We start from the raw sequence: 13,058 nt of genomic DNA, 5'->3' as shown, positions 1-13,058 counted from the left end.
GCGTAATTGGAATTGTCCACCAAAATATCCGAAAAAGTTTCTTCTGTAATCAACTCCTTATGAAGTGTTTTTCCTAAGGTAGCCACAGAGCTTACGTAACATAGTTTTCTAATTCCTTTTTCCAAGGCGGCATTCACCATGTTGGCAGTTCCTTGCTCGTTGGTTTTAAAAATAATTTCTTTGTCTTTGGTGTTGAAAGAAACAGAAGCAGCACAATGGTAAACCTGCTCTACATCTTGCATGGCATCAGTTACCGAAAAATAATCGCTGATATTTCCATGTACCCAAGTAATTTTTTTGAAAATATTTTCATCACGATCTCCGTTTTGAAAAAATATTTTTTTGACGCTCGAAAGATTGCTTTCATTACGTTTCAGCGCTTTTACGGTTTCTCCGGATTTAACTAAATCGAATAAAAGTCGGCTGCCTACTAAACCTGTTCCACCTGTTACTAAAATCATTTTCTACTGTTTTGAAAGCGAATTTAGCGATTAAAAATAGAGCCTTGAAAAAATAATTTTTCTCAACTAAAAATTTAGAACTTGGATAAAATAAGTGATAAAAATTATCAATCATCATCCTCCTAAAAAGTAAATTTTACTCTTCCGATTTCTTTTTATTGACAAATTCGGTAAAACTTTTAGCCGCATTTGTAAAGTCGGATGGTAAAACAAAAACAGTGGTTGTACTATTATCAATACCTATTTCTGATAACATTTGCATTCTTCTTAATTCAAGTGAAATTGGACTTCCTTCCATTATTTTTGCACCTTGAGTTAACTTTATAGATGCTTCTAATTCAGCTTCAGCTTTTACAATACGCGCTCTTTTTTCTCGAATAGCTTCTGCTTCTCTCGCCATTGCTCGTTGCATAGCTTCTGGAATTTCAACATCTTTCATTTCTACCATTTCAATTTTAATTCCCCACGATTCTGATGCTGAATCCACAATTTTTTGAAGTGTTGCATTAATACTTTCTCGTTCACGTAATACTTCGTCAAGTGTATTTTGTCCAATAATATTTCGTAAAGCGGTTACAGAAAATTGATACACAGCTTTGTTAAAGTCGGCTACTTGAATGATTGCATTTTCCGGATTAACTATTTTAAACCAAAGAACCGCATTTACTTTAATGGTAACACTGTCTTTCGTGATCGTTTCTTGTTGCTCTAAATCCACCGTTTTTGTTCGGATATCAACTCGTTGTTGTCTGTCAACAAAGGGAATAATCCAATAAATTCCTGGACCTTTTATACCTTTAAAACGCCCAAGCCGAAATACAACACCACGTTGATATTCTTGTGCAATGCGAAATCCAGACAAAAGCAATACAATAATAATTGCGATAATTGGTGCCATGTTGATTGTTTTAAAATTTGTTTGTTTAATGTCGAAGCTATTTTTTTAATAGCCGTAAATATAAAAAGGATCAAGATAAATTAAGACAAAAATAAAATGTTTTAACTTATCTTGACCTAATATTTTTTATGAATTTGTTATATTACCTCTTTTTAAATTAATCATACAACCTATTACAATTTCAATAAAGCCAAGAATTCCTACTATTAAAAATAAAATGAGACTGCTTTTTAACAGAGAATTCATCATTAATATCAAAAAAATAATATAAACAATAAAATTTCCCCAACCTTTGATGGGCGGTATTGATTTAGTTTTTTTGAATCTTAAAATGATGCTTATTAAATAAGCTAAAATGATAGCAATACCTACATATCCAATAATTTGGGTTGCTATGATTGATTTTAGTAATGTTATTTGTTTAAAAAAAAGAATATCCAAACCGAAGCAAATAAAAATAATTGCTCCAATTACTTTTTGAAATAAACCAAGTCTTGTTTCCATAATTTTTATTTATTATTCCAGTAAGAAAAGCTGTGATTATACACTGTAAGAAAAACTAAAATTCCTTGTTTGGTTGGCGATGCAATAGCACTTTGTTGAACAATAGCTGAATAAGCAGTAGTGAATACATTTACTAAATATTTATTATCCAAATTAGAAACTGTATTCACATAAAGTCCTAAGACAAATCTAGCTTGTATGTCATTCGTTAACAAATTTACATTGCGGGTATTTGCAAATTCAATTCCTTCATTACAATAATTTACAAACTGAGAATAATCGACATGAATATCATCTACTGATTTTTTATCATATTCCAAAGCATTCCAGTCGTTCACAAGTTGTACTTTAATTGTGTTGAAAACAACCAAAGTATCAATCTGGTTACCTTTTGAATAATCCGAATTCATAAGATAAAACAATATACTATTATGCATGTCGCCTATTTGATCATAAAACTTTGATGTAACCACACTTGGAGGTAATGAAGTTACTCTAACCCCAGTTGCAGTGCCATAACAAAGCGATGCAAAAACACCACCAAGCACAGCTCCTGCACCCGTACCCCAAGGACCAAACTCAGACCCCTCTACTCCTCCCCTCCAAGCTCCACCAGCATCAGCTAAAGCAGTTCCCAGCCACACAGGAGTCTTATGGTTTGAAGGCGGATACTTTGCCACTAAAGCATTTATCTCTGATTTTGTTTGGTCAAAATTCATTGTTCCAGCATTTTCATCAGGAGGTGCAATAGTTGCTTTGTTACAACTTGATAAAATTACAGCAGTACCGAAGACTACTCCAATTAAAAGTAATTTTGTTTTCATTTTTTAAGGTTTTTGTTTTGTGCCTACTCTAAGCGGTTTTCGGCATATCCGTTAACTGATGTAAATTCAACAAAGTTAATATCACAAAACAAAACAACAAGTAAAAAAGGTTTTATTTTTTAATTCTATTCTTATCGTGCTGATTGTTAATATAAAAAATAATTTTTCCTAATTTTAAAACTCATTGAGCCTGTTTAAAATTTATCTACTAATTTGTTTAAGTTTCTTTTTAAGCGATAACCATCTTTACTCTACCTTTCTGTAATTATAGAAATACTGAAAAGCCTATCTTTACGGAAAACTTATTTTTCGTGAGAAAAAAAATAACAGACGGAATTAATTTTCTAAGCAAACTTACCTTTTCGAAATCGTTAAATGCAATTCAGATTTTGGGAAGTTTTTATTTTTCTAAAATCACCAAACAAGTTCGTCATCGCGGAATGCCAATAAGTATTTCGATAGAACCTACTACTTCTTGTAATTTACGTTGTCCGGAATGCCCAAGCGGAAAGCGCGAGTTTACGCGTCCAACCGGAATGCTCGAAAAAAAATTTTTTCAAAAAGTACTGAGCGAATTAGAAAATAATTTGTTGTACCTCATTTTTTATTTTCAAGGCGAACCGTATTTGAATCCACAATTTTTAGAAATGGTAAAAGCCGCTTCCGAAAAAAATATTTACACCGCCACTTCCACCAACGCTCATTATTTGAATTCGGGAAATGCAAAAAAAACAGTCGAATCAGGATTAGATAGATTAATTATTTCCATTGATGGAACAACGCAGGAAACCTACGAACAGTACCGCATTGGAGGTAATTTAGAAAAAGTGTTGGAAGGTGCAAAAAATGTAGTGGACTGGAAAAAAAAATTTCGTTCAATAAATGGACAATTGGAATTTGTACCGCACCTTGGCTTTCCGGAAGTAGTACTTATTATTTAACCACAGAATTTACTTGTCCGCTTCCTTAGTTTTTTCTGAATATTTTCTTTCTAAACAGCCTTTATCAAAAAATAATTTTTCTTGCCTCTTTGTATCAACAGTATTTTCGTTTGCCAAATTCTGAATTCAATTATTCTTTCGAAAGACAAAAGAGAGCTTATTTTAATGCAAAGCGGCTCGTATTGGAAGTTTGCTGCAAATCTCTGCTTCTAAATTGGTGAGTTCGTGCAAGCGTTTGTAAACGAATTTTTCATCGTGATAATGTAACGCCAATTTTACAAAAAGGGTTCCGTGTTTGGCTTCGGAAGTCCATAAAGTTTTGTAAAATAATTTCAATTCGTCTTCTTCACTATTTTCGGAAATCATTCGAAAACGCTCGGCACCTCTGCATTCTACGATGGATGCAATTAACATTCTGTCTAATAATCGTTCTTCTTTTCCGGAGCGGCAACAGGCAATAAGTTCATGAATATACACATCTTGCGGCATTTCTTTTTTTAGTTGAACTCCTTTTTTTTCCATCAATTGATATACTTGTTGAAAATGCGCCAACTCTTCCAAAGCGGTTTCAATTAACTCCGGAATAATTTCTGTTTTATCCGGACATTTCGCGATAAAACTCATCGCCATTGCGGAAGCTTTGCGCTCACAATCGGCATGATCTTGCAAAAAGGAATCGAAATCAGAAAGCACTTTTTTTATCCAGCTTTCAGGTGTTTGGAATGTTAAATCAATCGAATATTTCATGAAAAAAGAAATTAAAATTATCTCTACTTTTGCAAAGTAAAAAAAGGTTTATGAAACAATTGGAAAAAAAAATTTTTTCAGCCCGAAAAAATTATGAGAAAAGCAGTTTGGATGAAAAATTGGTAATGAAAAATCCAATCGAACAATTTGAAAAATGGTTTGAATTAGCTGTTAAATCAAATGTTCCAGAGCCAAATACAATGATTTTATCAACAGCTTCCAGAAAAGGAAAACCTTCTGCACGAATTGTATTGTTGCGAAAATTTTCAGACAAAGGGTTTTATTTTTATACCAATTATACCAGCCGAAAAGGAAAAGAATTGGCAGAAAACCCCTTTGCTGCACTCACTTTTTATTGGCAATCGCTCGAAAAACAAATTCGAATAGAAGGCACTATCAAAAAACAAACAAAGGAAGAATCAGATATCTATTTTGCAAGTCGTCCATACGAAAGCAAAATAGGAGCGTGGGCATCTGCGCAAAGTAAGCCGATAAAAAATCGTTCGGAATTCGAAAAAGCTTTTTCTGATTTTGAAAAAAAATTTTCTGGTACCGAAATTCCTCGACCTCCTCATTGGGGCGGTTATGTGTTGAGCCCTATGTCTATTGAGTTTTGGCAAGGACGCAGTGGACGTTTACACGATCGTATTTTATATTCATTGAAAAAAAACGTTTGGACAACAAGCCGTTTGGCTCCATAGCGGTGTACTATTTTTTACTGCTCGAAAAATTATTTTTTTGAAACGAGAAAATGGAATCGCTAAATTACTTGTCTTTGCAAAAATCATTTTCGGCGTGAATGGCTTGTTGATTGCCCATTTCGGCTGCTTTTTTAATGTACGGACAAGCTTGGTCGTCTTGTTTCATAATGTGATACGTAAATCCGATATTGTAAAAAGCATCGCCGTTATTGGGATTTATCGCGGCAGCGGTTTTAAAATCTTTTAAAGCAAGGTCTAATTTTCCAGCTTTTCCAAATTCGATTCCGCGATTGTTGTAAGCATTTTCATACTTCGGATCGATGCGAATAACGGCATTGTAATCTGCCATCGCATTTTCTGGCTTATTTTGCGCATCTTCCACAATAGCGCGATAATACAAGGCATCGGTATATTTTTTACGAAGCGAAATAGCTTTGTTGAAATCGTCCAATGCTTTGTCAAAATTTTTATTTTGATACAAGGATAATCCGCGTTGATAATATAAAAGCGGATTATTCGGATCAGCAGCTATTTTTTGATTGATGGAATCGCTTGCTTGAAGTGTAGTTGGATTTGTTTTTAATAATAAATCCCGATTTCCCAAGGCATCTTTATCGTTCGGGCGCAGTTGCAAAGCCTTGTTAAAACTCAGTAAAGCTGAATCCGAAACACGAAGCATCGCATACGAAACAGCGCGATCATTAAAAGCATCAAAACACGTATCGTTCATCGCAATGGCACGATTGTAAAAACCAATGGCGCTGCGGTATTCTTTCTTTTTATAATGTTCTGTTCCTACCATCAAAACAGGACGGTAATTGTCTGGTTCCACTTGCATACAAAACATAAAATCATCCATCGCAGCGTCGTCTTTATCTAATTTATACAACTCTCTTCCGCGATTGTAGCGCATGACGGTAGAAGTTGGATATTTTTTCAAAACATCGTTGTAAAATTTAAAATTTCCATCCCATACTTTGCAATACGCAAACGTATTAAGTGGCAACCACAACAAATACGCCGCCGCCGCAATGCCCAATAAAAATTTAATAGGGATGTTTTTTTTGAAATAATTCCAGAGAAATTCTGCGGTATATACCATCAATAAAAAAAATCCGATGGACGGAATGTACGCATATCTGTCTGCCATGCAAGCGCCGCCAACAGGTAAAATTTGAAGCACCATGATAATGGAAGCCATAAAAAATCCGAGGCAAAAAAATATTTTTCGCGTGAAGCGTAAAGAGTAAATCGTAATCGCGGCAATGGCAATAGTTCCCAAAGGAAAAAACCAAAAATAACTTTCCAATTGATTGTTTGGTTTGGGTGGATACGGATAAAAGCCGCATAAATTAACAGGTGCAATCAGTTTCTGAAAAAAGGCAATAATGGTGTAATTGACAATTCGGAAACGTTCGGAAATGGTGTACGGAATATTGGCTTGAACAGAATGTCCTTGCGCTTTTACAGCGATAATTCCGAACAATAAAGCCAAAGCAAAAAATGGAAGCTTTTGAAAAATTAATTTTTTGTCGAAGGTTTTTTTCTGAAAAATATCAATCACCACAATTACGCCAGCTAAACTCACCGCCATACCTTTGGAAAGACAAGATAAAATGAAAAATAAAATGGCGTAGTTGAAATATTTTTTTTCGGATGAAGCAGAAAATCGGACATAATTTATCAGCGAAAGCAGGTAAAAAAAACTGTACAGTAAATCTTTTCGTTCCGAAATCCATGTAACGCTTTCCACGTGTATCGGATGTATTCCGAAAAGGAGCATCACGCCAAAAGCCAAAAAATAATTTTTGGTAAGTAAATAAATAAAATAAAAAACCAGCATCGTAATCGCTAAATGCAACAATAAATTATCGATGTGATAAGGAACAGGACTGTCTAACCCAAAAAAATGATATTCCACCGCATAACTGAGCATCGTAATTGGATGATAATTCCCTTGCTCCTGATGGGTAAGCATGTATTTGATATTTGCGGCGTTGAGGTGATAGAGATAATGAGCATCAAACAGATAAACGCCATCGTCCCAGCCTTTTAGGAAATCATTTTTGATGCCGGAACTGTAACAAATAATTGTCAATAACAGGATACCGCCAAACAATAAGCGTTTTCGGGAATCAGAAAGAATATTTAAAAAAAACTTCATTGTTTAAAAATCGAACGAAAGATATAAAAAATAAGTTTCAAGCGCGTTTTTAGGGCATTCAAAAAAATAAATTTTCGACGTATTTAAAGTGAATAAGGGCAAAAAAGCAAAAATGTTTTGCACATTCTAACAAAGTGTATATATTTGCAGCCCGTTACCCAAATAATATTGGGAGCTTAGCTCAGCTGGTTCAGAGCATCTGCCTTACAAGCAGAGGGTCACTGGTTCGAACCCAGTAGTTCCCACGGTTTAAGAAAGCTGCCTAAACAGGCGGCTTTCTTTTTTTAGGAACGATATTAGGATATTAGGAGAGTAATTTAAAGCCTTTTCCGTGGATATTTAAAATTTCCACAGAAGAATCTTCTTTCAAATATTTGCGCAATTTGGTAATGTACACATCCATGCTGCGTCCATTAAAATAGCTATCGTCGTGCCATATCGCGTTTAACGCGAAGTTGCGATCGAGTACATCGTTGGAATGCACGCAAAGCAGTTTCAATAAATCGGCTTCTTTGGTAGTTAATTTTTGTTGCTTTCCTTTAAATTCAAGTAATTGATGATCATGATTAAAAGAATATTTCCCGATTTTAAATTCGTTTTGATCGTTGCCTGTTTCCGCTTGATTTTTTGTTCTGCGTAAAACCGCTTTTAGACGCATCAATAATTCTTCCATGCTGAAAGGCTTGGTAATGTAGTCGTCCGCACCAATAGTAAATCCTTCGATGGCGTCTTCTTTCATCGATTTTGCCGTCAAAAAAATAATTGGAATGCCTTTATTTTGCGTGCGAATTTCTTTGGCAAGTGTAAAACCGTCTTTGATGGGCATCATCACATCCAATACACACGCGTCGTAAGCACCTTTCGAGAAGAATTCAAAACCTTCTTTTCCGTTTACTGCGAGTTTTATTTCGTAGCCTTTTGCTTCAAAATATTCTTTTAAAAGATTGCCTAAGTTGGCGTCATCTTCTGCCAATAAGATTTTTATTTTTTCTTCTTTCATAATGATTTTATTTTTTCATTTGTAAGGGTAAAAAAATTCGAAAAGTACTTCCATGTTCCAATTCACTTTCAACGGTAATTGTTCCGTGATGCTTATCTACCACGGTTTTCACATAACTTAATCCCAATCCGAAACCTTTCACATTGTGCACATTTCCCGTAGGGACACGGTAAAGCGTTTCAAAAATCTTTTTCTGATTTTCTTTACTGATGCCAATTCCATTGTCTTTGATGGAAATTTCAATTCCGCCCTGCACATTTTTTGTTCCAACTTCTATCACAGGATTTCGCAAGGAATATTTGAGTGCGTTGTCAATTAAATTATAAATAATATTGCTGAGATGCACTTTGTCGGCTTCCAAAAAATAATTTTCTGCGTTCAAATTCGTAATGATCTCGCCTTGTTTGCTATCTACTTGCAAACGAATATTGCCCAATACTTGCGTTAAAATTTGATGCACATCTACTACATCCGTTTTCAATTTGAAAGCGCCTTTATCCAAAATTGCGGTTTGCAAAATATTTTCCACGAGTAAACTCAAGCGTCTATTTTCTTCCCGAATCATGCTCAAATAATTACTTGTTTTTTCAGTTGATTTATTGACACTTGTATCGCCCAACATCTCACACGCTAAGGAAATGGTGGAGATAGGCGTTTTAAATTCGTGCGTCATATTGTTGATGAAATCATTTTTTATTTCCGATAATTTTTTCTGTTTTAAAATGGTAGAAATCGTATAATAAAAAGAAAAAATAATGAACAAAATTAATCCTGCAGAAATGCCCAACATAATGCGCAAGGTGCTTAAAATATAATTTTCTTGGTTCGGAAAATAAACCGATAAAAATTGTGGTTTGATGAACATATTATCGGGTGATAAATTTACTTTAAAGCTCGAATTGATAAGGTTTTCGTCCAATCCAGAAACGTTTTTTAGAAGTGAATCTTTTTTATCAGAATTGATAATTCCGAATTTATATTTCGTGTTAATTCCTTTATCTGCCAACTCGGTATGCAATAAAGAATCCAACAAAACGGTATCTTGCTTCTCGCTGTAATCATTGTAAACATTGATGCTTACAAGTTCATCAAAAATATCATTTACCATATCCGAACGGTGCATAAACCATTTATAACGTTCGTCGCTCGAATCAATTTTTTCGTCTGTCGAAGAATTTTTTTTCTGAAAATTCAAATCAAAATTAAATGCTCCAGCGTTGAGAGAATCACTCACGTAAGCTTTCTGATTGGATGTTTTTACTTCTACACCGTTCGAATCCGCAACGGTTTGTTCCGAAATCCGCACATTGTATTTATCGTCGTTTACTTTAAACGCTTTGTGATCGCCCGTTCCGTCGGTTATTAAATGCGAAGTTTTATCTAAAGAATCTTGTTGATGCAACCAACGCACACCTTGTTTTCGGAAATTAAATCGCTTGGTTAATTTGGAAGCGGTAGATTGTTTTTCCATCTTGTAAGCCACGCTATTCATAGCTTCCGTAACATCCTGATTAAAACGTTGCTCTTTTAATTTTACTGCATTTTGTATCCAATACAATTGGATAAAAATAAGTCCAATGAGCGCAGCACTCACGAAAACGCTGATAAAACGGATGTTGTATTTATTCATTATTACAAAAGTACGCGAAGCAAACGGATGAATAGATGGTTTAACACTTTTTAACAATCATTAACGATGCTTTAACACGTCAATAAAGGCTTTCAAGATATTTTTGTGTCATCAAAATAAAAACAATTGTTATGAAAAGCTCTGTAATATTCGCAAAAGTATCTCGAAAAATTATTTTTTTGACGGCATTTATTTTTATTGGAATGAATGCATTTTCGAAAAATTATTTTGTACAGAACATGAAAAATGATTCGGATGTAACCAGTATTCGCCAGTTTTCTGTGTTTTCAAATCCTTCGAAAGGAAAAATAAATTTACAAATTGAATTGGGAAATACGTCTACCGCTACGTTAACAGTTACTAATATTATCGGACAAACATTGTTTGAGAAAAAAATGAACGAGGCTCAAAAATTAAATCTTACGATTGATTTAAGTGATCGTCCGAAAGGAATTTATTTATTGAATTTACAACAAGGCAATCAATCTATCAGTAAAAAAATCATTGTTGAGTAAGTTTAATGTTAGGTAAACTTCGTGCAAAACAATAGTGATTTAGCAAAAAGGCGCTTCTCCCCGATAGCGCCTTTTTCATGTTTTTTTAGTTCAAAAAAATATGTTCGAAAAAATATTTTTCTAAAGCCTAAAATTTCAGTTCTGTAAATCAATTTCTAACAAAACAAAACTGTTTTTTTTGATATTCGGGCGTTTTCTTTTTTCTCCTACTTTTTGTTCTGGAACAGCTCCAAAATCGGCTGTTGGCAAATAAATGCGATGTGTTTTTTTATCTACCGCCAACGTTCTCGCACCTTTTTTTGTTTTTATGGTTTGTATCACGGAAAATGTAGTTGGATTTTCTTCGTGAACAATGGTCAATGTTCCATCGCCGTTGGAGCTGTATGCGCATTGTGTAAACGGATCAAAAGCAACCGCGTCAACTCTGTCGCCGATGGGCAACGTGGTAATTATTTTGCCAGTCTGTGCATTTAAAATTACCATTGTTTTGTTATCGCATACCGAAAATAAAATATTGTTTTTTATATCTATCGCTAAGCCGCTTGGTCCGTCCCCTGGCGAGATAGACCACGTTCTTTCCACTTTTAATGTGCTCGAATTAATTTCGCAAATCATACTTTTATCTTCTAAATTCAGATAAATTTTTCCTGCCTGATTACTCACCGCAAATTCCGGTCTTCCATCTAAATAAATAGTACCAATTATTTTGTTGTTCGTGCCATCTATCACGGTAACGTTGGAGGTGTGTCCGTTAAAAGCGAATACGCGATGCGTAAACGAATCGTATAAAATGCAATCGGGATTTTGTCCGGTTACAGGTATTTTTATGATTGTTTTTAAGGTGGTTAAATTGAAAACTGTAACTGCAGAATCTTTTCCATCGCTGATAAAGCCTTTGTTTAACTCATTGGCGATGGCAATTCCGTGAACGCCTTTTGTATCAGGAATAGTACCAATAATTTTTTTTGTTTTTTCGTTCAATACTTGTACTTCTATTCCGTGAGAAATAAAAACGCGTCCAGTGGAATCATCTGTGGTTAAATAATCCCAGCCAGTATCACCTGAAATTTTTATACTATCGCTCAGACTGAATTTAAAATTAGTTTGCGCATTTATTTTTGTGGCTGCGATACTTGCGAAAACACAAAGGCATCCAAAAATTATTTTTTTCATAAAAGAAATTTTAAATTATTTCTTCATAAAGATATTTCTTTTATCGGAAAGAAATCTTTCATCTTAAAAGCCTTTCCAAAAAAATATTTTTTTGAAGTCTCTTTTTTCGGAAAAAACAATCCCGTTTTTTTTGTTCTTTTGTGTACAGAAAAACAAGGTTGAAAAAATAATTTTTCGAACAGACTATTTTATCATGCAAAAAATAAAAAATTACATCAACGGAGAATTGCTCGAACCCATTGGTAAAAGCTATATCGATAATTACAATCCGGCAATCGGAAAAGTATATTCTTTAATTCCCGATTCGGACGAACGCGATGTGCAACTCGCCACCGACGCGGCTAAAAAAGCATTTCCAAAATGGTCGCTTACGCCGAAAGAGGAACGTTCTAAAATCATGATTCGCATTGCGGAATTCATTGAAAGAGATTTAGAAAAATTAGCAAAAGCAGAATCTGTTGATAACGGGAAACCTGTTTCTTTGGCGAAAAGAGTGGATATTCCGCGTGCTGCGAGCAATTTTCATTTTTACGCTACCGCCATTTTGCATTTTGCTACCGAAGCGCATGCGATGGAAAATACTGCAATAAATTATACTTTGCGCGAGCCAGTAGGCGTTGCTGGATGCATCTCTCCGTGGAATTTGCCGCTTTATTTATTTACGTGGAAAATTGCTCCCGCCATTGCTGCTGGAAATTGTGTGGTGGCAAAACCTTCAGAAATTACACCGATGACAGCTTATTTATTGTCGGAATTGTGCATCGAAGCCGGTTTGCCGAAAGGCGTTTTAAATATTGTACACGGTTACGGACACAAAGTAGGCGCAGCTATTACTGCGCATCCGGATATTCCGTTAATTTCATTTACGGGAGGAACAAAAACAGGAGCTGACATTGCTGCTAAAGCGGCTCCGATGTTTAAAAAATTATCCTTGGAGTTGGGCGGAAAAAATCCAAATATTATTTTCGCCGATTGTGATTTCGAGAAAATGATGAAGACCACAATGCAATCTTCTTTTTCCAATCAAGGACAAATTTGTTTGTGTGGATCACGTATTTACGTAGAGAAATCTATTTACGAAAAATTTAAAACAGAATTTGTAAAACGAACAAAAGAATTAATTCCTGCCGATCCTTCGGACGAAAAAACACGTTTAGGAGCCATCGTTTCCCAACAACATTTAGAAAAAATAAAATCCTGTATCGAGCTCGCGAAACAAGAAGGCGGAAAAATTTTATGTGGCGGAAACCAAGCGAAACTCAGCGGCAATTGTGCTGACGGCTGGTTTATGGAACCAACTGTTATCGAAGGACTTTCCTATAATTGCAGAACCAATCAAGAAGAAATTTTTGGTCCAGTGGTAACCATTGCTCCGTTTGAAACAGAAGAAGAAGTGCTGCTTTACGCCAACAGCACGCAATACGGATTAGCGGCTACTGTTTGGACGGAACATTTATCGCGGGCACACCGCATGGCACAACAAATTCACAGCGGAATTGT

General features: G+C 35.0%; 12 protein-coding genes, 1 tRNA gene and 1 pseudogene. 5 read left to right on the top strand and 9 right to left on the bottom strand.

Annotated elements, in window-relative coordinates; genetic code table 11:
- The 4 genes from ABIZ51_01265 to ABIZ51_01250 all read right to left on the bottom strand — a co-directional run.
- On the bottom strand, positions 1-461 hold a 461-nt coding region (locus ABIZ51_01265), incomplete at its 3' end, for an NAD-dependent epimerase/dehydratase family protein (GenBank protein ID MEO7087401.1).
- A 136-nt stretch (positions 462-597) separates the two neighbouring features.
- Positions 598-1,359, bottom strand: coding sequence for a slipin family protein (locus ABIZ51_01260; GenBank protein MEO7087400.1), 762 nt, complete (start codon positions 1,357-1,359; stop codon positions 598-600).
- Between the two features lie 126 nt (positions 1,360-1,485).
- Positions 1,486-1,863, bottom strand: a complete 378-nt coding sequence (locus ABIZ51_01255; protein ID MEO7087399.1) for a hypothetical protein — start codon at positions 1,861-1,863, stop codon at positions 1,486-1,488.
- A 5-nt stretch (positions 1,864-1,868) separates the two neighbouring features.
- Positions 1,869-2,687 (bottom strand): hypothetical protein, encoded by an 819-nt coding sequence (locus tag ABIZ51_01250; GenBank protein ID MEO7087398.1) that lies wholly within the window; start codon positions 2,685-2,687, stop codon positions 1,869-1,871.
- A 311-nt stretch (positions 2,688-2,998) separates the two neighbouring features.
- Between ABIZ51_01250 and ABIZ51_01245 the strand changes: the two are divergent.
- Positions 2,999-3,565 (top strand): annotated as a pseudogene (locus tag ABIZ51_01245) (radical SAM protein).
- A gap of 225 nt (positions 3,566-3,790) precedes the next feature.
- Here ABIZ51_01245 and ABIZ51_01240 read toward each other — a convergent pair.
- On the bottom strand, positions 3,791-4,375 hold the full coding sequence (locus tag ABIZ51_01240; GenBank protein ID MEO7087397.1) for a tRNA-(ms[2]io[6]A)-hydroxylase: 585 nt from the start codon (positions 4,373-4,375) through the stop codon (positions 3,791-3,793).
- 50 nt (positions 4,376-4,425) lie between these two features.
- On the opposite strand from ABIZ51_01240, the gene pdxH reads away from it, so the two are divergent.
- Positions 4,426-5,076 (top strand): pyridoxamine 5'-phosphate oxidase, encoded by a 651-nt coding sequence (gene pdxH, locus ABIZ51_01235; protein ID MEO7087396.1) that lies wholly within the window; start codon positions 4,426-4,428, stop codon positions 5,074-5,076.
- Between the two features lie 64 nt (positions 5,077-5,140).
- Here pdxH and ABIZ51_01230 read toward each other — a convergent pair whose 3' ends face one another.
- Positions 5,141-7,240, bottom strand: a complete 2,100-nt coding sequence (locus tag ABIZ51_01230) for a tetratricopeptide repeat protein (protein MEO7087395.1) — start codon at positions 7,238-7,240, stop codon at positions 5,141-5,143.
- 170 nt (positions 7,241-7,410) lie between these two features.
- On the opposite strand from ABIZ51_01230, the gene ABIZ51_01225 reads away from it, so the two are divergent.
- A tRNA-Val gene (locus ABIZ51_01225) sits at positions 7,411-7,485 on the top strand.
- Between the two features lie 59 nt (positions 7,486-7,544).
- Here the strand turns inward: ABIZ51_01225 and ABIZ51_01220 are convergent.
- Positions 7,545-8,240 carry a response regulator transcription factor gene (locus ABIZ51_01220; GenBank protein ID MEO7087394.1) on the bottom strand — a complete coding sequence of 232 codons (696 nt, stop codon included), beginning with the start codon at positions 8,238-8,240 and terminating at the stop codon, positions 7,545-7,547.
- A gap of 7 nt (positions 8,241-8,247) precedes the next feature.
- Positions 8,248-9,927 carry a HAMP domain-containing sensor histidine kinase gene (locus ABIZ51_01215; protein MEO7087393.1) on the bottom strand — a complete coding sequence of 560 codons (1,680 nt, stop codon included), beginning with the start codon at positions 9,925-9,927 and terminating at the stop codon, positions 8,248-8,250.
- A 74-nt stretch (positions 9,928-10,001) separates the two neighbouring features.
- Between ABIZ51_01215 and ABIZ51_01210 the strand changes: the two genes are divergently transcribed.
- A complete protein-coding gene (locus ABIZ51_01210) occupies positions 10,002-10,385 on the top strand; it encodes a T9SS type A sorting domain-containing protein (protein ID MEO7087392.1) in 384 nt (127 codons plus the stop codon).
- 135 nt (positions 10,386-10,520) lie between these two features.
- On the opposite strand, the gene ABIZ51_01205 is transcribed toward ABIZ51_01210, so the two are convergent.
- Positions 10,521-11,558: a YncE family protein gene (locus ABIZ51_01205; protein ID MEO7087391.1), complete on the bottom strand. Its 1,038-nt coding sequence runs from the start codon at positions 11,556-11,558 to the stop codon at positions 10,521-10,523.
- A gap of 193 nt (positions 11,559-11,751) precedes the next feature.
- On the opposite strand from ABIZ51_01205, the gene ABIZ51_01200 reads away from it, so the two are divergent.
- On the top strand, positions 11,752-13,058 hold a 1,307-nt coding region (locus ABIZ51_01200; GenBank protein MEO7087390.1), incomplete at its 3' end, for an aldehyde dehydrogenase.

Source organism: Bacteroidia bacterium (assembly GCA_039924845.1).
In the GTDB taxonomy this organism is placed as follows: Bacteria; Bacteroidota; Bacteroidia; order DATLTG01; family DATLTG01; genus DATLTG01.
The sequence above is the reverse complement of the archived record's forward strand: the minus strand, read 5'-3'. Positions and strand labels throughout refer to the sequence as shown.